Genomic DNA, 19,787 nt, shown 5'->3' on the forward strand with positions numbered 1-19,787 from the left:
CCGAACGACCTGTCCAGGAGAGCCCACCATGTCCATGCACCATGACGCGGCCCATCCTCCCGCGGGCCGGAACGACGATCGCGATCGGAACGGCGGGGGGCCGTCCTCCGGGTTCCTGCGTTCGAGGGGAGGACTCGTCGCGATCGGTTTCCTCCTCGTCGCAGCCTTCCTGCTCTTCTCCGAGCATCGCGCCCATGTGCTCGGCTTCCTGCCGTTCCTGCTGCTGCTCGCCTGTCCGCTGATGCATCTCTTCATGCATCGCGGCCATGGCGGCAATGGACATGGTGGTGCCTCGGGTGCTGCGAGCCAATCCGAGGGAGGCCCGCGATGAACGGATCGCCCGCCTACGGTCTCTGGAGCCTGGTGATCATCAACTCGGCGGTGTTCATCCTGTTCGCCGCGAGCTTTACCCGCCTCGACAGCAAACGGGACTGGCGCTCGCTCGGCGCCTTCTCGGCCTTCATCGTTGCGCTGTTCACCGAGATGTACGGGTTCCCGCTGACGATCTATCTGCTGTCGGGATGGCTCGGGCGGCAATTCCCGGGCATCGACTTCTGGTCGCACGACGCCGGCCATCTCCTGGAGATGATGTTCGGCTGGCGGGTGACCCCGCATTTCGGCCCGTTCCACATCCTCAGCTACGTCCTGATCTTTGGTGGCTTCTGGCTGCTCGCGGCGAGCTGGCATCGGCTCTACGCAGCCCAACGCGACCATCGCCTCGCCACCGAGGGATCCTATGCCCATGTCCGGCATCCCCAGTATCTGGCCTTCATCGTCATCATGGTCGGGTTCCTGTTGCAGTGGCCGACGCTGGTGACGCTCCTGATGTTCCCGATCCTGGTCATCGTCTATGTGCGGCTGGCCCGAAGGGAGGAGACCGCAGCGCGGGCCGAGTTCGGCACAGCCTGGGACGCCTATGCACGCTCGGTCCCGGGCTTCATCCCCCGGCTCGGGCACGCCCCCTCGGCGAAGTTTCCGACGCAGGGAGGTGCGGCTCATGACTGATCAACTCCCCGGCCGGTCACTGGGCCATGCGCACCACGGCGGCCATCAGCATCACGGGCACGCGCCGGGAAGCGGGCCGGATCAGGCCGACCATTCGAAGATGATCGCGGCCGCCGGATCCAGCCACTCGGCGCATGCCGGCCATGGCGGGCACGACCATGCCGCGATGGTGGCCGATTTCCGACGCCGCTTCTGGATCACGCTGATCCTGACACCGCCGGTTTTGCTGCTGTCGCCGATGATCCAGCATTGGCTCGGGCTGGCTCAGGCGCTGGCATTCCCCGGGGATGGCTTCGTGCTCTTCGGGCTTTCGACCGTCGCCTACGTCTATGGCGGATGGCCGTTCCTGACTGGCTTCACCTCCGAGCTGCGTACCGGTCGGCCCGGCATGATGACATTGATCGCGCTCGCGATCTCGGCGGCGTACTTCTTCTCCGCCGCCGTCACCTTCGGCTTTCCGGGAGAGGCATTCTACTGGGAGCTGGTGACGCTCATCCTCATCATGCTCCTCGGCCACTGGGTGGAGATGCGCTCGGTGATGGGTGCCTCGCGCGCCCTTGAGGAACTCGTACGCCTCTTGCCGGACAGCGCGACCCGGATCGACGCCGATGGCACGACGCATGACGTACCGATCTCCGATCTAAAGCCGGGCGACCGTGTCATCATCCGCCCGGGCGCCAAGGTCCCTGTCGACGGCGAGATCATCGAGGGGTCGTCGGGCTTCAACGAGGCGATGCTCACCGGTGAATCGCGCCCTGTCTCGAAGACGGTCGGCGCCACCGCGATCGGCGGAGCCATCAACGGCGCCAATGCCGTAACCATCAAGGTGACGGCCACGGGGGATTCGACCTACCTCGCCCAGGTCATCGACCTCGTGAAGAAGGCGCAGGCAAGCCGCTCCCGCACCCAGGACGTCGCCAACCGGGCGGCGGCATGGCTCACCTATATCGCCCTCATCGTCGGCTTCGGCACGCTCTTCGTCTGGTGGGCCGTGCTCGGCTCTCCGCTGGAGTTCGCACTCGAGCGCATGGTGACGGTGATGGTCGTGGCCTGCCCGCATGCGCTCGGACTGGCGGTTCCGCTGGTCGTCGCGGTCAGCACCTCTCTCAGTGCCGGCAACGGTCTGCTGATCCGCGACCGCGCCGCGTTCGAACGAGCGCGCAATCTCGACGCCGTCGTCTTCGACAAAACCGGCACGCTGACCGAAGGACGGTTCGGCGTCAGCGACATCGTGGTGCTGGGAGACGGCGACGAAAACAAGGAGCTGTCCCTTGCCGCGGCGGCCGAGAGTCAATCCGAGCACCCGATCGCCCACGGCATCGTCGCCGAAGCGAAGCGCCGCAAGCTTGAGGTCCCTCGGGCCACCGACGTCAGCAACATCACCGGCGAGGGCATCACCGCAAAGGTCGGAGGCGAGGACGTCCGCATCCTCAGCCCGGGTCATCTGGCCCGGCAGGGCAAGCCAATCCAAGATCCGCAGCTCAGGAAGCTGGAAGCCGACGGCAAGACGGTGGTCGTGCTCGTCCGGGATGGCGAGCCACGCGCGCTCTTTGCCTTGGGCGACATCGTGCGGCCGGAATCCAGGCAGGCGATCGCGGAGCTTTCCCGTCTCGGCATCAAATCGGTCATGCTGACCGGCGATGCGAAGGGGGTCGCCGAGACGGTCTCGAAGGAACTCGGCATCGCCGAGTTCTTCGCCGAGGTCCTGCCGGAACAGAAATCGGACAAGATCAGGGAACTTCAGGCACGCGGCCTTGCCGTGGCGATGGTGGGCGACGGCGTAAACGACGCGCCGGCGCTCGTGCAGGCTGATCTCGGGGTCGCGATCGGCGCCGGCACGGATGTGGCCGTGGAATCGGCGGACGTCGTCCTGGTCAAGAGCGACCCGCGCGACGTCGGCGCGATCCTCGGCCTTTCGCGGGTCACCTATCGCAAGATGGTGCAGAATCTGATCTGGGCGACCGCCTACAACACGGTCGCGATCCCGATGGCGGCCGGCATCACCTTCGGCACCGGCTTTCTCATGACGCCTGCCGTCGCCGCGGTCTTCATGTCGGCGAGCACGGTGATCGTGGCGATCAACGCCCAGTTCCTCCGCTTTTACCGAAGGCTCACGTAAGAACCTCGCCCACTTGCTATTCATCGTGGTCGCCGGCGAGCCGCGTGTGGGCCTATGCGGTTCAATCGCCAACGATCGTGCAGCTCTCATCCTTCGCCCAATCGGCGAAACTGAGATAATAGGCGCGCACGTCGTCATAGCCGGCCCGGGCCGCCGCTGCCGCCGCGAGCGCGGCACGGCCGCCACCGTCGCAATGGGTGACGATATGGTCGTCGGGCCGGAAGCCGGCCTGCGCCAGGAGGTCGTGCAACTCCGCCGCCGGCCTCAGACGCGCGCCGTCCAGCAGATTCGCATGCGGCAGCAGCCTTGCGCCGGGCAGATGGCCGCCGCGCGTATTGCGGCGCAGGTCCTCGCCCGTGTATTCGCCCGCCGTGCGGGCATCGAAGATGCGCACGTCGCTGTGGAGCTCAGCCTTCAAGGTCAGCCGATCGACGAGACCGACAAGGCCAGCGCCGGGCCGGGCCTGGAAGGGCCCTGAGTTGCGCGCCGCCTCAGCCGCTCCCGACAGGTCGTCGCGCCCTTCGATGGCCGGCCATCCGCCGTTGAGGATGAAGGCCCTTGCCCCGAAATATTGCAGGATGAACCAGACCCGCGCGGCCTCGGTCATGCGCCCGTCGTCATAGACGATGGCCGGCACGTCGCCATCGACACCGAGTTCGTCAATGGCACGCTGCCAATAGGCGACGTTCTCGAAAAAGGTCTCTCCGGTCTTCGCCGCCGCCTCCCAGATCTCGATCGGCACGCGCACGGCATTGCGCGCATGACCGGAGGAGAAGGCCGTCCGATCACGCACGTCGAGCAGGCGGAAGGCGGGCAACGAGCCCAGCGCGGATGGTTCGACGACGGGATCATGGGACATGGGGAGCTCCGAGGGGCCTCAGATCATGTGGAGGAGCGTGCCGCCCGCCGCCAGCAGCAGGACGACGATCCAGGGCTGCGCCTTCCAGACGGTGAGCAGAAGGAAGCCGGCGAGCGCCAGCGCGAAGTCCGGCGGCGAGAGCACGGCGCTCGTCCAGACCGGGCTGTAGAGCGCGGCGCCGAGGATGCCGACGACGGCGGCGTTCGCCCCGCGCATCGCCGCCTGCGCCGTCGGCCGCAGCCGCAGCGCATCCCAGAAGGGCAGCATGCCGTAGACCAGCAGCAGGCCCGGCAGGAAGACGGCGACGAGCGCGATCACCGCCCCGGCAAGCCCGTGGGGCGCCGGGCCCATCACCGCGCCGAGATAGGCGGCGAAGGTGAAGAGCGGTCCGGGAACCGCCTGCGCCACGCCGTAGCCGGCCAGGAAGGCTTCGTTCGTCGCCCATCCCGGCGTCACCACTTCGGCCTGCAGCAAGGGCAGCACGACATGGCCGCCCCCGAACACCAGCGCGCCGGAGCGGTAGAAGGCATCGAACAGCGCGACGGCCTGATGACCGGTGGCGCCGGCCACCAGCGGCGGGACCAGGAAAAAGCCCGCGAACAGGGCGAGCGCGGCCGCGCCGCCCCGGCGCGACACCGGAAAGCTCAGATGACCCGGCGGCGCGGGCACGTCGCTCCGGCAGAGCCGGAGCCCGGCGAGCGCGCCGAGCGCGATCGCGCCGATCTGGCCGAAGGATCCGCCGACGAAGACGACGATGGCGACGGCCGCCAATGCGATGCCGGCACGTTCGCGATCCGGCGTGAGGCTTTTGGCCATACCCCAGATCGCCTGCGCGACGACGGCGACGGCCACCAGCTTCAGGCCGTGGAGAACGCCCTCCGCGGCAGGGCCGGTGAAGGCGGCCGCGCCGAGCGCGAAAGCGAACAGGATCATCGCCGACGGCAGGGTGAAGGCGAACCAGGCCGCCAGCCCGCCGAGCAGGCCATTGCCGCGCAGGACGCCGAGCGAGAAGCCGACCTGGCTCGACGCCGGGCCGGGCAGGAACTGGCAGAGCGCGACGAGATCGGCATAGCCGGCCTCGTCGATCCACTTGCGGCGCACGACCAGTTCGTCCCGGAAATAGCCGAGATGGGCGATCGGCCCGCCGAAGGAGGTCAGGCCAAGCTTGAGGAAGGCCGCGAAGACCTCGCCGGCCGATCCTCGGGCGGCCTGTCCCCGGGTGGCCTGGCTTTCGTCGCGGCCCGTCGTCGTGTCCGTCATCGCCTCATCGCCTCGCCGGTAAACTCGCGGATGCGCTCCTTGGCCACGGCAAGGCCCTCGCGCCCTTTGTCGGTGATGGAATAGAGCTTGCGCGCCGTGCGTCCGACACGCTCCTCGCGCGAGGTGAGGTAGCCGTCGCGCGTCATCTTGTGCAGCAGCGGGTAGAGCGTGCCGGCCGACAGGCGGTAGCCGTGGCCCGCCAGCTCATCGATCATCCACTGGCCGTAAATCTCATGCTCGGCCGCGCGGTGGAGCACATGCAGGCGCACGAGGCCGGAAAGGAGATCGCGGTGCTCCATGTTCAGCGGATTCCTGCTCCCGGGCCGACTTTCCCGACCGGCCCCTGCCATGCGCCTGCCGTCTGGATCGCGGGGGAATCGGTTTATATTATCGATTTACGATAGCGAAAGCCGATTACAAAAAGAAGACATGGCATGCGCCCCGTCCTGGTCGGTCTCGGGACGATCTGCACAGCGCGTCGTCGACCCAGTGCTTAAGCTTGTCGACGTCGAGTTCCGTCGGCATGACATTGTAGTCGCCGGCGAGGATGGAGGCGGATGACGGCCGGATCGAGTTTCGCGCCGTGACCGGCCCGGATTATGGCCGTATCTGGGATCACGGGCTTGTCGGCGCCGTGATGAAGATCGCCGGGAACGGCATCGGCGATACCATGTGGAAGGTGCGTGCTGGACTGGGCGAGCATGACGCATAATCCCTTCGTGGACGTGACCAAGGACACGACGACGTTCTATGCCAGCGACCGCGACGTGTTCCTCTCCTCGTCGACGATGCCCACCCGATCGAGGCCGGGCGCCTGCCGAACGGCGAGCCGGACCTTTATTTCCGGGGCTTCTGTTGCTGGAACAGCGAAGTCGGATCGGAGACACTCGGCATCGCCTCTTTCTATCTCCGGGCGGTGTGCATGAACCGCAATCTTTGGGGCGTGGAAGGCTTTGAGGAAATCAGCATCCAGCACAGCAAGTTCGCGGCGCAGCGCTTCGCCCATGAGGCGGCGCCCGCGCTCACCAGCTTCGCCCATTCCTCGCCCGCGCCTTTCGTGCAGGCACCCGGGCGGCGCGCGAGCGGATCGTCGCCCGCATTGACGAGGACCGCGAAACCTTCCTGCGCAAGCGCGGCCTCGGCAAGGCCGAGACGGCTAAGATCATCGATACCGTGTTGCAGGAGGAAGGCCGCCCGCCGGAAACGATCTTCGATTTCGTGTAGGGCATGACGGCCCTTGCGCGCGCCAAGGCGTATCAGGACCTCAATGAAGCGTGATAACGGCTCCGAGGGGGTCTTGTCGCGCATCATCAGCCAAGTGTTCACCTCGGCCGGCGCGTCTCGCAGCGGCCGCAGCATGAGATCGTCCACACCAATCGCCTCGAGCTGCGCCGCCGCAGCGATGCTGATCCCGTAGCCCGCGAATACCAACATCACCAACATGCATAGCGTCGTCGGGCGATCGACGATGTTCGGCGTCGGCGTGGCCGCCCGCACGATCTGTTCGATCTGTCATTGCTGGCCGAGCCCGGTATCGGGTCGGTAAAGCACCAGCGGCTCATCGACGACATCGCCGAGATCGAGCCCGTCCTTCGCCGCAAGGGGGTGGCCGCGCGGGAGGACTGCGACCGGCCTGTGCTGCCAGATCGGCTCGGCGACGAGGCCCTTGCCGTAGCCGCTTTCAGGCGCGAGCGCCGCGTCGAGGAGGCCGCTTCGCAACTCGTAGACATTCTGCGCCATGGGCAGGTCATGCACATGCACGCTCATATCCGGATAGGATTACGGATCGCCCTGGAGTCCGCACGCAGCGAAGTTCTGCCGCTGCAGCCGCCGGACATTGCGAGCAGGGTGTTGGGCAATGTTCAGCGCGAGCGGGTGCCACGTCCTGCCCCGTGTAGGCCTTCCTGCGGGGGGATGCCGCTTGCGAGCGGGCGGCGGCAAGGGAAGCTGCGCCGCGGCTGGCTTGCGAACCGCACTGCCGAAATCATCAGTTGCCAGCCGCGCCCTTGCCCCCTTCGCTCTTCGCGGCAGCTGGGGATCGCCTCGCGACATGCGAGGAGGAGACCTCGAGCAGGAAAGGCCGGACGCCGATGGGTGCCGGGAGAGGTGATGGAAAGGAATGACGTTGAAGAGCTGAAGGAGCGTGTCCTGTGCGCGGCCGTGCTGGAAAAGGCCGGCTTCGCGATCGACCTGAAGGAGAGCACGCGCCGAGCCGTCAAGTATCGCCGGGGCGACGACATCATCATCGTCATCCACGACGGCAAGGGCTGGTTCGATCCACTGTCCGACGCGAAAGGCGACATCTACGCGCTCGTCGCGCATCTCGATCGGGTCGGATTCCCCGAGTGCCTCGAGCATGTGGCGAACCTGGTGGGTTTTGTCCCCACGGAGCCCCTCTGGACGCGGACTGCGCGGAAGCAGGAGGCGGACGTCGCCGTCGGCGAGCGCTGGCGCCGCCGCCGCAAACCCTGGCCCGGATCCTTGACCTGGCGCTACCTCGGCGAGGAGCGGGCACTTTCCGATGCAACGATCCGCGCTGCGATCCGTCATGATCGGCTGTGCGAAGGTCCGCATGGCAGCATGTGGGCGGCGCACACGGATGACGCGGGCCTCGTGACCGGTTGGGAGGAGCGGGGACCCGAGTGGCGCGGCTTCGCCACCGGCGGCGCCAAGGTCCTGTTTCGCTTCGGCCCCGTCGACGCCTTCCGGTTCTGCCTCACCGAGGCGGCGATCGACGCCATGAGCCTGGCGGTGATCGAGGACATGCGGTCCGACAGCCTGTTTCTCAGCACCGGCGGCGGCTGGTCGCCATCCACGGACGCGGCGATCCGGGCCCTTGTCACCCGAGACAACGCCTTCCTGGTCGCTGCCACCGACAACAATGGGCAGGGTGACGTCTACGCCGAGCGACTTCGGGCGATCGCGAATGAGGCGTCCTGCCGCTTCGAGCGCCTGCGTCCGACCGCAGAGGACTGGAACGCGGATCTCCGGATGATGAAGAAGAAGGGAGGAGAGAAGGAAGGCGACACCCTGCTGCCGCATGCCCGCCGGTCGCGTCAAGGGTGAAGCTTCGCCCGGCTGCGCCGGCCCTTGACCCGCCCGGACGGAGAGGCGGCCGCGAGGGAGGGGTCATGAAGGGCTGAAGAGAAGATGGTGATCCCCGGGGAAGGGGAGCCGCGCTCCGGCCCGACGAGGCTGAAAGGAGCCCGCCATGAACCTCCCACCCGTCCGCAAGGTCTTCGAGGGCGTCGCCGACCGGCGCCAGATGTTCCGTATGTTCGACCGCCACGTGCAGCGTCCGGACCGCTGGGAGGGCGGCGACAGCGCGCTCTATCGCGGCGAATGGTTCGAGATCGGCCAGGCCGAGCACGACTACATGTTTGAGGTGCTGCCGCCGCTCTGGATGCGTGGCGACATGTTCGCCATGGGCGAATTCCTGACCGGAAGCATCACCAGCGTCTTCTTCTCGCTGACGATCGACGGCCGGTCGCGCTATTTCCACGGCTATTGCGATGTGTTGGACCGGTCGTCGCCGGCGCAGATGCGCAACGCCATCGTCGAGCGGGAATCGCGGCCGGTCCGGGCGATGACGCGGGAGGAACGCCTCGAGCACATTTGGAGCGCGACGAACGACGACTATCGTGGCTATGCAGACCGGCGATTTCCGACCGGTCAACGCGGCAAGCGCGTCGTCATGATGTGCGCATCCTGGCAGGCCCGCGCTTTCAAATTGCTCGATCAGCTCACCGACGCGGAGATCGGCACCAAGCTTCCGGTGCATCTGCGCTACCTGCCCGACGTGATCGCCGCGTAGGTGCCGCCATGTTCACCTTCTCCGTGACAGACGTCCATGCGGTCATCACGCGTGGCCGTATCGATGCCCTCGCCAATGGCGGCTTTCGCAATCCTCACTACGGCCTCCGCCCCGGCAAGGACGAGACGCCCGGTCTCTGGCTGGTCGGCGACGAGGGCGTCTACATCATGTCGAACGGCGAGCTCGCAGAGGGGCAGCGCCCCCTCGTGGTCTATGCCGCGGAATGCGATCCGAAGACCAACCCCGACTACTGGCACTACAAGCGCCAGCATTTCGGCGGCGATGACGGCATCGAGTTTCTCGATGCCGAGATGCTCGTGAAGCAAATCGCCGCGGTTCCTCGAGCCACACATGTACGGATCGAAATGACCGACACCAGCATGTCGATCACGCCGATCCGCCGCTGACATCCCGGGCCGGCCGGCCCGTCCCCACCATCACCGCGACCATTGCTCCTGCCGGAACCCCGCCGGCGGGCCGATGCCGCGCGCCTTCAGCACAGGAGACATTCCCCATGGCGCAGGACGATCCCTTCACGCTTGATCTCTTCGGCAATACCGCCCTGTCGTCGGGGCTTGGCCTCGGGGTGACGGCCTTTGCCGGTACCGAAGCCTCCGGCCCCGACGATGACGACGATCCCGATCCAACGACTCCGGCTCCCGCGGCTCCCGCTGCGGGGGCCGCACATTCGACACCGCGGGCGGCTCGCAAGCGCGGAACGAATTTCCAGCTCGTTGGCGATCGGGCGCTCGCGAAAGGCTGGAAGGACCGCGCGCACGACAATATCACGGCGATCCGCCTCGCCGCGGTGATCGAGGCAGAGGAGCGCCCCGCTACGCTCGATGAGCAGGAGCAGCTGATCCGCTTCACCGGCTTCGGCGCCACCGAGCTCGCCAATTTCGTGTTCCGGCGGCCTGGCGAAGCTGAATTCCGCAAGGGCTGGGAGACGATCGGCGCCGAGCTCGAGGACGCGGTTGGCGATCTCGATCACGCGTCGCTCGCACGCTGCACACAGTACGCGCATTTCACGCCCGAGTTCATCGTGCGGGGGGTCTGGGCGGGGCTTCAGCGGCTCGGCTGGCGCGGCGGGCGCATCCTCGAGCCGGGCGTCGGCACGGGCCTGTTTCCGGCGCTGATGCCCGAGTCTCTTCGCGACGTGTCGCACGTCACCGGCATCGAGCTCGATCCGGTCACCGCACGCATCGTCCGGCTGCTGCAGCCACGGGCGCGGACCATCGCCGGCGATTTCGCCCGCACCGAGCTGCCGGCGAGTTTCGACCTCGCCATCGGCAACCCGCCCTTCTCCGATCGCACCGTGCGTTCGGACCGCGCCTATCGGTCGATGGGGCTGCGACTGCACGACTATTTCATCGTGCGGGCGATCGACCTGCTGAAGCCCGGCGCACTCGCGGCCTTCGTCACCAGCGCGGGCACGATGGACAAGGCGGACGGATCGGCGCGCGAGCACATCGCGAAATCGGCTGACCTCGTCGGAGCGATCAGGCTGCCCGAGGGCAGCTTTCGCGCCAGCGCCGGCACCGACGTGGTGGTCGACCTCCTCTTCTTCCGCAAGCGCAAGATCGGCGACGCGGAAGGCGATCTCGCCTGGCTCGATCTCGACGAGGTGCGGCCGGCGACGGACGACGAAGGCGCCATCCGCGTGAACCGCTGGTTCGCCCGGAATCCGTATTTCGTGCTCGGCACCCATGCGCTCGCCTCCGGGCCCTTCGGCGACACCTATACCTGCCTTCCACGCGAGGACGAGGATCTCGGCGCCGTGCTCCCGGCGGCGATCGAGCGTCTTCCGGAAGCCACCTATGACGGCGAGCCCGGCATCATCGACCTTGACCTTGAGGAGTGGGAAGACGACGCGGCTCCCGACCTGCCCGGCGATCGGCATGTCCGCGAGGGCAGCTATGTCTTCGACAAGGCTCACGGCCTGATGCAGGTCCTCGATGGCAGGCCCGTCGCGGTCAAGGTCCGCAAGGGGCGCGGCGCCGACGGCGTCCCCGAGAAGCATGTCCGGATCCTCCAGAAGCTGATCCCGATCCGCGACGCCGTGCGCGAGGTGCTGAAATGCCAGGAGCTCGACCGCCCCTGGAAGGATGCGCAGGTCCGCTTGCGCATCGCTTGGTCGAGCTTCGTCCGCGATTTCGGCCCGATCAATTTCACCAGCGTGTCGATGACGGAGGACGAGGAGACGGGCGAGGTGCGCGAGACGCATCGCCGGCCGAACCTCCAGCCGTTCCTGGACGATCCCGATTGCTGGCTGGTCGCCTCGATCGAGGATTATGACCTCGAGACCAATACCGCGAAGCCCGGCGCGATCTTCACGCAGCGTGTGATCTCGCCGCCGGCGGCGCCGGTCATCACAAGCGCGGCCGACGCACTGGCCGTGGTGCTGAACGAGCGCGGCCGCGTCGATATCGACCACATCGCCGAACTGCTGCATCGCGACCGCGACGATGTCGTCGCCGAGCTCGGCAGCGCCATCTTCCGCGATCCCGCCGACGGCTCCTGGCAGACGGCCGATGCCTATCTCTCCGGTGCTGTCCGCGACAAGCTGAAGGCAGCGGAGGCGGCCGCGGCGCTCGACCCGGACTATGAGCGCAACGTCAAGGCACTGCAGGGCGTGCAGCCGGCCGATCTCAGTCCCTCCGACATCACCGCGCGGCTCGGCGCGCCCTGGATTCCGGCCGCGGATGTCGTCGCCTTCGTCAAGGAGACGATGGGTGCCGAGATCAGGATCCACCACATGCCGGAACTGGCCTCCTGGACCGTCGAGGCCCGGCAGCTCGGCTACATGGCGGCGGGCACGTCGGAATGGGGCACGGACCGCCGGCATGCCGGTGAGCTTCTCGCCGATGCGCTGAACAGCCGCGTGCCGCAGATCTTCGACACAGTGAAGGACGGCGACAGCGAGCGCCGCGTGCTCAACGTCGTCGACACCGAGGCGGCGAAGACCAAACTGCAAAAGATCAAGGACGAATTCCAGTGCTGGATCTGGTCCAATCCCGACCGTACCGATCGGCTGGCACGGGTCTACAATGACCGCTTCAACAACATCGCGCCGAGATCCTTCGACGGCTCCCATCTGAAACTACCGGGAGCCTCTGGCGCCTTTGTTCTTTATGGTCACCAGAAGCGTGGCATCTGGCGGATCATCTCGGCCGGGTCGACTTACCTCGCCCACGCCGTCGGTGCCGGCAAGACCATGACGATGGCGGCGGCGATCATGGAGCAACGCCGTCTCGGCTTGATCGCCAAGGCGATGCTCGTGGTGCCCGGGCACTGCCTGGCGCAGGCCGCGCGCGAGTTCCTGGCGCTCTATCCGAACGCGCGCATCCTCGTCGCCGACGAGACCAACTTCGTGAAGGAGAGGCGCCACCGCTTCCTCTCGCGCGCGGCGACGTCGACCTGGGATGCGATCATCATCACGCATTCGGCCTTCCGCTTCATCTCCGTGCCCTCGGCTTTCGAGCAGCAGATGATCCAGGACGAGCTCGAGCTCTACGAGACGCTGCTGACCAAGGTCGAGAGCGACGACCGCGTCTCGCGCAAGCGGCTCGAGCGCCTGAAGGAGGGACTGAAAGAGCGCCTGGAATCGCTGGCGACCCGCAAGGACGACCTGCTCACCATCTCCGAGATCGGCGTCGATCAGATCATCGTCGACGAGGCCCAAGAGTTCAGGAAGCTCTCCTTCGCGACCAACATGTCGACCTTGAAGGGCGTCGATCCGAACGGCTCGCAACGGGCCTGGGACCTCTATGTGAAGTCCCGCTTCGTCGAGACGAAGAATCCCGGCCGCGCGCTCGTGCTCGCCTCCGGCACGCCGATCACCAACACGCTCGGCGAGATGTTCTCGGTGCAGCGGTATCTGGGATACGCGGCGCTATTGGAGCGCGGGCTGCACGAGTTCGATGCCTGGGCCTCGACCTTCGGCGATGTCACGACCGAGCTCGAGTTGCAGCCATCGGGCAAATACAAGCCGGTGACCCGCTTCGCCACCTTCGTCAACGTGCCGGAGCTGATCGCCATGTTCCGCTCCTTCGCGGACGTGGTGATGCCGGCGGACCTGCGCCGCTATGTGAAGGTGCCGGCGATCTCGACCGGCCGGCGGCAAATCGTCACCGCGAAGCCGACGGCGGCGTTCAAGCGCTACCAGCTCCTGCTGGACGAGCGCATCAAGGCGATCGAAATGCGCGACCGGCCGCCGGAGCCGGGCGACGACATCCTGCTCTCGGTCATTACCGACGGACGCCACGCCGCGATCGACCTGCGTCTGGTCGATTGCGACAACGACAACGAGCCGGACAACAAGCTGAACCAGCTCGTCGCCAACGCCTTCCGCATCTGGAAAGAGACGGCCGAGAACACCTACCTGCGGGCCGACGGCAAGCCGTTCGAGCTTCCCGGTGCCGCGCAGATGATCTTTTCCGACCTCGGTACGATCAGCGTGGAGAAGACGCGCGGCTTCTCAGCCTATCGCTGGATCCGGGACGAACTTGTCCGCTTGGGCGTGCCGGCCACTGAGATCGCCTTCATGCAGGACTATAAGAAGTCGGAGGCGAAGCAGCGGCTCTTCGGCGACGTGCGTGCCGGCAGGGTCCGCTTCCTTCTCGGAAGCTCGGAGACGATGGGCACCGGCGTCAACGCGCAGCTGCGCCTGAAGGCGCTGCACCATCTCGACGTGCCCTGGCTCCCCTCGCACATTGAGCAGCGCGAGGGCAGGATCGAGAGGCAGGGCAATCAGCACGATGTCATCGACATCTTCGCCTATGCGACGGAGGGCTCGCTCGACGCGACCATGTGGCAGAACAACGAGCGCAAGGCCCGCTTCATCGCCGCGGCGCTGTCCGGCGACACCTCGGTCCGGCGTCTCGATGATCTCGGCGAAGGCCAGGCCAACCAGTTCGCCGTGGCGAAGGCGATCGCCTCCGGCGATCAGCGGCTGATGCAGAAGGCCGGGCTCGAGGCGGACATCGCCCGGCTCGAACGGCTCCGCGCCGCGCACCAGGACGATCAGTTCGCCGTTCGCCGGCAGATCCGTGACGCCGAGCGCGAGATCGAGTTCGCGACGCAGCGCATCGGGGAGATCGAGCAGGATATCGCGCGCCTGGTCCCGACCACCGGCGACGCCTTCGCGATGACCGTGACCGGCAAAGTTCATGGCGCGCGCAAGGAGGCCGGCCGTGCGCTGATGAAGGAGATCCTGACGCTCGTGCAGCTGCAGCGGGAGGATGAGAGCGTGATCGCCTCGGTCGGCGGCTTCGATCTCGAATATTCCGGCGAGCGCTTCGGGCGCGATGACTATCGCTACAGCACCCTGCTCCTCCGGACGGGATCTGAATGCGAAATCGACCTGCCGGTGACCGTCACGCCACTCGGCGCGATCTCACGTCTCGAGCATGCCCTCGACGATTTTGATGGCGAGCAGGAGCGATTTCGGCAGCGTCTCGCTGATGCTCGGCGACGCCTCGCCTCCTACCGGTCCCGCGACGGGGGCGCGTTCGCCTTTGCCGAGGAGCTGGCGGAAAAGCGGCGTCAACTCGCGGCGATCGAGGCTGATCTCGCCGCTGATACGGAAAATCCGGCCGAGCGGGCTGCCGCCTGACCGCTTCAGCGCGACAGGCGGTTCTGGTCGTCGATCAGCACGAGCCGGGCCGGCGGCGCGTTGGACCATCGCCACAGGACGATGTTCAAATCCTCCGCCGTCGAGCCGGCGGCGAAGCTGCGGACCAGCAGGCCGTTATAGCCGGCGCCGATCAGGCGCCGGGCGAGAGCCTGGGTCTTCGCCTCGCCGTTGGTCCTCATCTGATCCCGCCAGGTCGTGTCGGCGATCGCCGCCGCATTCATTCCCTCTGCTGCCAGCGCGGCATCATCGCGGCAATCGAAGATGCCGTCGATCTCCGCCTCATAGGCGACGAGCGTCGTCGGCTGAAGATTGCCGACCTGATTGGCTTCGCGCAGCGCCGTCATGACCGATAGCGAGGTGTAGAGGGCCGGCACGCCTTTGGGATTGAATCGTCCGCCATAGAGTTCGGCGCCGCGGCCCGACAGCGGCTCGCGGGCATAGATCGGATTCAGTGCCCGGTAGAGCTTGCCGTCATGCCGCATGCGCGATCAGGTGTGAACGCCGGCGTCGACCGCGTCGATATAGTCGAGCACGTCGTCGGCGCGGCCGCTGCGCACGAGCTGCATCGCTGACTGCCCGGAAAATCCCGGCAGCGGCTCCGACCGATACCAGGCGTAGGCCATCAGCGCCGAACCGAAGCGCGGCTCGACCTTGTTGATGACCTCGATCATCTCGCGCAGGCGCCGCTGCGTCTTGTCCGAGCGGATCCGCTCCCTGCGCTGGATCGCGTCCTTGCCGAGACCGGCTGTGCGGGCGATCTCCTCGCTCGTGGTCCGGAAGGCCTCGGCAATGCGCCGCGGTGCGAAAATGCCGTCATCTGCGTATTGGGCGAGGCCCATGGCTGAGACCTCCATGTCTTCTAGGCCGGTAATCTTGACGCAATATAGCGTCAGAAATAGCGGAATTCAAGAGGAGGAAAGAGAGGAGGAATGCCCGCTCGCAGATCGGGCGGACCGCTGACGCTGGCGCTCAACCGCGCCGTTCGCGATCCCGGCCCGTCGTCCTGCGCAGGGCTGGAAGCCCTGCTGGTCCGGCCGGGCAGGGATGCTCCGCCGCAGTTGCACCGGCCCGTCCGCTCCGCGGGTCGGAGGGGGTCTTCGGGAAGAAGACGAGAGAGGGCCGCCCGGACGGGTTGGTCCGCAACCCCCTGGAAGGAGCACACTCATGCACCTCATGAAAGTCGATCCGCGTGCGCTGAAGGAAAACTCCGATCGCGCGCGCCTGACCAAGGCCACGCCGCAGGCCGACGCCTTGCTGCTCGCCACCATCAAGGCCGTCGGCATCGTGCAGCCGCCCGTCATCACGCCGGAATCCGGCGGCGGCAACGGCTACATCATCAATGCCGGACACCGCCGCGTGAAGCAGGCGATCGCCGCCGGCCTAGAGGAGATCGACGTCCTCGTCGCCGACGCGTCGAACGACAACGGCGCCATGCGCTCGATGATCGAGAACATCGCCCGCGAGCCGCTGAACCCGGTCGATCAGTGGCGTGCGATCGAGCGCCTGGTGGCCCTCGACTGGACGGAGGAAGCCATCGCCATCGCGCTGGCGCTGAACGTCCGTCGCATCAAGCAGCTGCGGCTGCTCGCCAACGTGCTCCCGGCCATGCTCGATCATATGGCCAAGGGCGACATGCCCGACGAGCGCCAGCTGCGCACCATCGCCGCGGCCTCGCTCGACGAGCAGAAGGAGGTCTGGAAGAAGCACAAGCCGTCGAAGGGCGATCCGCAGGTCTCGTGGTGGAGCGTCGCGCAGGGCCTGCAGAAGAAGCGCATGTTTGCCCGGCACGCGAGCTTCGGCGACGACCTCGCCCAGGCTTACGGAATCGAATGGGTCGAGGACCTGTTCGCTCCGGCCGACGAAGACAGCCGCTACACTACCAACGTCGAGGCCTTCCTCGGCGCGCAGCAGGAGTGGATGGCGAACAACCTGCCGAAGAAGGGCATCATCGCCGAGTCCACCAACTGGGGCGAGGTGAAGCTGCCGCCGAAGGCGGAGCGTGTCCACGGCAAGGCGACGAAGTCGGATTGCACCGCCATGTATCTCGATCGCGACGGCCGCGTGCAGAGCGTGCATTACCGGATGCCGGAGGCGAAGAAGCCCAAGGGCAAAGCCGGCAGCGGTTCCGACAGCACAGTCGACGACGTCGGCGTCGTGGCGAAGACCCGTCCTGACGTGACGCGCAAGGGCGTCGAGATGATCGGCGACTTCCGTACCGACGCGCTGCGCGAGGCGCTCGGCCGCGCGCCGATCGAGGACGACACGCTGATGGCCCTGCTCATCCTCGCCTTCGCCGGCCAGAACGTGTCCGTCACCACCGGCAGCGGCGGCGTCTATTATGGCCACAGCCGGCTGGCGAAGCATGCCGCCATCCTGTTCGACGGCGAGGGCAAGCTCGCCTTCGACATGGACACGCTGCGCGTTGCGGCCCGTTCGATGCTCGTCGACGTGTTCTCGTGTCGGGAGAACGCCACCAACAGCGGCATCGTCGCCCGTATCGCTGGCGCCACCGTCGGAGCGGACGGTTTCCTCCCCAATATGGGGACCGACGACTTCCTCTCCTGCCTGGCGCGTCCGGCACTGGAGGCATCGTGCAAGGACACGCCGGTCCTGCCGCGTCAGCGGGTGAAGGATACGCGCGCCGCGCTCGTCGACCACTTCAAGGAAGCTCGCTTCGTCCACCCCTCCGCGCTTTTCGCTCCGGATGCGACGGCGCTCAGCGCGTGGCTGACGTCCAGCGCGTCGGCCGAGGATGGCGACGAAGCCGATGAAGCTGCCGACGACGCGACCGCCGAGCCGTCCGACACGGACGGCGAGGCCTTCAGGGACGCCGCCGAATAGCCTCTTCCTCTTCCCCTCCGACTGAACCCCGCCGCCGGCATCGCCGGCGGCGGCTCTGTTTCCAACACCCCGCAGAGGGAGACTGTTCATGTCCGCACAACTGATCTTCGACCGCGCGCCGCTCGGCGCGCTCATCCGCTACGCCGACGGTTCGCCGCGTCCGCCCGAGCGTCATCGCAAGAAGCTCGCCGCGTGGGAGAACCGCAACAGTAGCGGCCGGCTCATCGCCAAGCGCACGCAGGCCGTCGTCGGCAGCACGACGCTGCCGGCCACAATCACCCTGCACAAGGGTGACTTCGGCAGCGGCGGCGTCATCGTGCTGCGCGTTCACCAGACCTTTTCGGTGAACAGCGACCTCAGCTTCACTATCGTCGAGCGGCCCGCCATCGGCTCGGTCCTGGTCCTCGACCGTGCCGGCGAGGACGCCGAGCTCGTCCACCTCACGGAAAGCCGCGAGGCGGCGGAAGCCTGGCTGAAGACCCATGGCTACCCGCACGCCGTGCTGCGCGAGGTTTCGGCCGACGAGGCCGCTATCGGCGCCGACGGGGGGAGGGCCGCGGCATGAACGCGACAGCTCCCGCCAACGACATCGAAGAGGCCCCCGGAACTCCGGGGGCTTCCTTCGGCCGAGCCCGGCTTCGTCGAGGTCGTCGCGACGCTCGGCGGCAAGCGCGGGCCGGGGAGCGAGGAACGGCGCTTCCTTGTACCGTCGGGCGAATACCGCGTCGGGCGCTTCGGCTTCGTCGTCGATCCGGCGCGGCATCGTGTCTATGGCGGTCCGTCGAGCTTCATCGGCTGGAGCGGGAGGGTGGTCACATGACCGCGCGGGCCGATCGCTTCGCTGAACTCTCCCGCATGCAGGAGGCGCGCCGTCAGATCCAGCGTCAGCTCGACGGGATCAATCGTCAGATCACGCGGCGGATGACGACCTTCATCCCGCAGCTGAAGCCGCGCCACAGCTTCTTCCGTCGCGGCAAGGCCCCCGAGCCGAGCGCTTTCCTTGAGCGCTATCGTGCGCAGCTTGCGGCGCTTACAGCCGAGCGGCAACCCGAGATCGATGCCTTGTCGCGAAACTCGCCCGGCAGGACGAGGCGATCGCCGCGCTGCGCGACCGCCTCGGATGCGCGGAGCACGAACCGACAGAGGCGCGCCGCGATTCCCAAAGCCGGGCGAAGGGCCAAACGCCATGAAGCGCAAGGCGTCGCGACCCCCCAACCATCCTTTCGTCGCTCATTGGGACGATGAGCGCGACATCGGAAACGGCATCATCGTCACGCTGAGCCCCGGCCAATTCTTCTACGACGATTGCGGCGTGATGGGCTTCGACACGGTGCGCGCCGCGCGTGAAGCCCTTCGGAGCATCGCCGCCAGGTCGAAACGGCAGGCGCAGCGCTCATGAGGTTCCGCTGCCATCGCTGCGGCCAGACATGGCCGGACCATCCCGTTACCCGGGTTCCTTGCCCGACATGTCGTGCCGCGGCAGGGACGTGGTGCCGCCGGCCGTCGGGGCACCGCGCCATGGAGCTCCACGTCGACCGCGAGCACAATGCGCTCGCCATGGGATGCCTCAAGCGGTGCCCAGGCCCAGGCGGCGACGCGCAGCTGAGCTTCAACCTGCAGCCGTCGCCTCGCGCGCTGAAGATGCTGCCGAGCGTGTATTCGTCTGCCGGCCGTTCGACGCCGCGGGGCGCATGAGCCCTGGGCCGTCGTGGGCAGCCTCCCCGCCCGGATGCGCCCCTTACGCCCCTGGCGGCGACGATGATCCACATCGTGCGCAGGATCGCCTGTCTCCGCCCGATCGCGCGATCGTCGTCTTCGGCGGCGCACTCTCTGCCGGCGTGACTTGCCCGGGAAGCCTGACACGCCGAGGTCGAGGGCTCGTCCGGCTCTGCCGAGCGAAGACCGGGCGCGTCCGATCGCGCGCGCGACGCTTCGTGAGCTCCCTTTCGTCACCGACGAGGGCTCCTGCACGGCGCACGGCCTGTCATGGGAGTCGCCGGTCGGCTTCCCATGTCGAGAGTCCGGTCCGCCGGACCTCGCCGCGGGTTTGTCGCGGTCTTAAGCCGGCGGCCGGGCGCCTCAAGGCCGCTTCGCGCCGCGTTGCGGCCGGAGCCGCCACTCTCGCAGGGCGTGCCCGCGTCCCGCGCGAGGGCCTGAAGGCCCTGCTTGGCCGCAAGCCCGCCCCGCTCGATCCGGCGTCCCCGGACCCTGAAGCGCCCGTCTTTCCGCCGGCTTCTTCCGACCGCACCCGCAG

General features: G+C 67.2%; 17 protein-coding genes and 3 pseudogenes. 12 read left to right on the forward strand and 8 right to left on the reverse strand.

Going from position 1 to position 19,787, the window contains the following annotated elements:
* Positions 1–28: 28 nt before the first annotated feature.
* The 3 genes from J2S75_RS19650 to J2S75_RS19660 are packed head-to-tail and all read left to right on the forward strand — an operon-like array spanning position 29 to position 3,124.
* The gene (locus J2S75_RS19650) at positions 29–331 is read left to right on the forward strand and encodes a DUF2933 domain-containing protein (protein ID WP_307022452.1); all 303 of its coding nucleotides are present in this window, start codon (positions 29–31) and stop codon (positions 329–331) included.
* Entirely contained in the window at positions 328–1,005 is a 678-nt protein-coding gene (locus J2S75_RS19655) for a methyltransferase family protein (protein WP_307022454.1), read from the forward strand. The genes J2S75_RS19650 and J2S75_RS19655 overlap by 4 nt, the downstream gene beginning before the upstream one ends.
* Positions 998–3,124 (forward strand): heavy metal translocating P-type ATPase, encoded by a 2,127-nt coding sequence (locus J2S75_RS19660; protein ID WP_307022455.1) that lies wholly within the window; start codon positions 998–1,000, stop codon positions 3,122–3,124. Before J2S75_RS19655 ends, J2S75_RS19660 begins: the two co-directional genes overlap by 8 nt.
* A 61-nt stretch (positions 3,125–3,185) precedes the next feature.
* On the opposite strand, the gene J2S75_RS19665 is transcribed toward J2S75_RS19660, so the two are convergent.
* From J2S75_RS19665 to J2S75_RS19680, 4 genes and pseudogenes are all read right to left on the reverse strand, one after another.
* On the reverse strand, positions 3,186–3,983 hold the full coding sequence (locus J2S75_RS19665; RefSeq protein WP_307022457.1) for a sulfurtransferase: 798 nt from the start codon (positions 3,981–3,983) through the stop codon (positions 3,186–3,188).
* 18 nt (positions 3,984–4,001) lie between these two features.
* Positions 4,002–5,243, reverse strand: coding sequence for a chromate efflux transporter (chrA, locus tag J2S75_RS19670; protein ID WP_307022460.1), 1,242 nt, complete (start codon positions 5,241–5,243; stop codon positions 4,002–4,004).
* Entirely contained in the window at positions 5,240–5,542 is a 303-nt protein-coding gene (locus J2S75_RS19675) for a PadR family transcriptional regulator (RefSeq protein ID WP_307022462.1), read from the reverse strand. The genes chrA and J2S75_RS19675 overlap by 4 nt, the downstream gene beginning before the upstream one ends.
* 166 nt (positions 5,543–5,708) lie before the next feature.
* Positions 5,709–5,792: pseudogene (locus tag J2S75_RS19680) on the reverse strand (exodeoxyribonuclease III); the annotation flags it as partial.
* On the opposite strand from J2S75_RS19680, the pseudogene J2S75_RS19685 reads away from it, so the two are divergent.
* Positions 5,791–6,464, forward strand: a pseudogene (locus J2S75_RS19685) (DUF932 domain-containing protein); the annotation flags it as partial. The pseudogenes J2S75_RS19680 and J2S75_RS19685 overlap by 2 nt on opposite strands.
* 291 nt (positions 6,465–6,755) lie before the next feature.
* Here J2S75_RS19685 and J2S75_RS19690 read toward each other — a convergent pair.
* The gene (locus tag J2S75_RS19690) at positions 6,756–7,010 is read right to left on the reverse strand and encodes a LysR substrate-binding domain-containing protein (RefSeq protein WP_307022464.1); all 255 of its coding nucleotides are present in this window, start codon (positions 7,008–7,010) and stop codon (positions 6,756–6,758) included.
* A 342-nt stretch (positions 7,011–7,352) separates the two neighbouring features.
* Between J2S75_RS19690 and J2S75_RS19695 the strand changes: the two genes are divergently transcribed.
* The 4 genes from J2S75_RS19695 (at position 7,353) to J2S75_RS19710 (ending at position 14,671) form a co-directional block, all read left to right on the forward strand.
* On the forward strand, positions 7,353–8,309 hold the full coding sequence (locus J2S75_RS19695; protein ID WP_307022466.1) for a DUF3991 and toprim domain-containing protein: 957 nt from the start codon (positions 7,353–7,355) through the stop codon (positions 8,307–8,309).
* Positions 8,310–8,454: 145 nt separating this feature from the next.
* The gene (locus J2S75_RS19700; RefSeq protein WP_307022468.1) at positions 8,455–9,057 is read left to right on the forward strand and encodes a DUF1419 domain-containing protein; all 603 of its coding nucleotides are present in this window, start codon (positions 8,455–8,457) and stop codon (positions 9,055–9,057) included.
* 8 nt (positions 9,058–9,065) lie between these two features.
* Positions 9,066–9,464 carry a DUF3085 domain-containing protein gene (locus J2S75_RS19705; RefSeq protein ID WP_307022470.1) on the forward strand — a complete coding sequence of 133 codons (399 nt, stop codon included), beginning with the start codon at positions 9,066–9,068 and terminating at the stop codon, positions 9,462–9,464.
* 107 nt (positions 9,465–9,571) lie between these two features.
* Positions 9,572–14,671, forward strand: a complete 5,100-nt coding sequence (locus J2S75_RS19710; RefSeq protein ID WP_307022472.1) for a helicase-like domain-containing protein — start codon at positions 9,572–9,574, stop codon at positions 14,669–14,671.
* Between the two features lie 5 nt (positions 14,672–14,676).
* On the opposite strand, the gene J2S75_RS19715 is transcribed toward J2S75_RS19710, so the two are convergent.
* Both J2S75_RS19715 and J2S75_RS19720 read right to left on the reverse strand, forming a co-directional pair.
* Positions 14,677–15,174: an RES family NAD+ phosphorylase gene (locus J2S75_RS19715; protein ID WP_307022474.1), complete on the reverse strand. Its 498-nt coding sequence runs from the start codon at positions 15,172–15,174 to the stop codon at positions 14,677–14,679.
* 6 nt (positions 15,175–15,180) lie between these two features.
* Positions 15,181–15,531, reverse strand: coding sequence for an MbcA/ParS/Xre antitoxin family protein (locus J2S75_RS19720; RefSeq protein WP_307022476.1), 351 nt, complete (start codon positions 15,529–15,531; stop codon positions 15,181–15,183).
* A gap of 325 nt (positions 15,532–15,856) precedes the next feature.
* Here J2S75_RS19720 and J2S75_RS19725 point away from each other — a divergent pair, with 325 nt between their 5' ends.
* The 3 genes and pseudogenes from J2S75_RS19725 to J2S75_RS19735 form a co-directional block, all read left to right on the forward strand.
* Positions 15,857–17,533 carry a ParB/RepB/Spo0J family partition protein gene (locus J2S75_RS19725; RefSeq protein ID WP_307022666.1) on the forward strand — a complete coding sequence of 559 codons (1,677 nt, stop codon included), beginning with the start codon at positions 15,857–15,859 and terminating at the stop codon, positions 17,531–17,533.
* Positions 17,534–17,621: 88 nt separating this feature from the next.
* Positions 17,622–18,098, forward strand: a complete 477-nt coding sequence (locus J2S75_RS19730) for a UCP036055 family protein (RefSeq protein ID WP_307022478.1) — start codon at positions 17,622–17,624, stop codon at positions 18,096–18,098.
* 66 nt (positions 18,099–18,164) lie between these two features.
* Positions 18,165–18,353, forward strand: a pseudogene (locus J2S75_RS19735) (DUF7007 domain-containing protein); the annotation flags it as partial.
* Here the strand turns inward: J2S75_RS19735 and J2S75_RS19740 are convergent.
* The gene (locus J2S75_RS19740) at positions 18,302–18,580 is read right to left on the reverse strand and encodes a hypothetical protein (protein WP_307022481.1); all 279 of its coding nucleotides are present in this window, start codon (positions 18,578–18,580) and stop codon (positions 18,302–18,304) included. The pseudogene J2S75_RS19735 and the gene J2S75_RS19740 sit on opposite strands and share 52 nt — an antisense overlap.
* Before the next feature lie 139 nt (positions 18,581–18,719).
* Here J2S75_RS19740 and J2S75_RS19745 point away from each other — a divergent pair, with 139 nt between their 5' ends.
* A complete protein-coding gene (locus tag J2S75_RS19745) occupies positions 18,720–18,932 on the forward strand; it encodes a hypothetical protein (protein ID WP_307022483.1) in 213 nt (70 codons plus the stop codon).
* Positions 18,933–19,787 lie beyond the last annotated feature (855 nt).

It is taken from the genome of Ancylobacter polymorphus (assembly GCF_030813495.1).
GTDB classification, from domain to species: Bacteria; Pseudomonadota; Alphaproteobacteria; order Rhizobiales; family Xanthobacteraceae; genus Ancylobacter; species Ancylobacter polymorphus.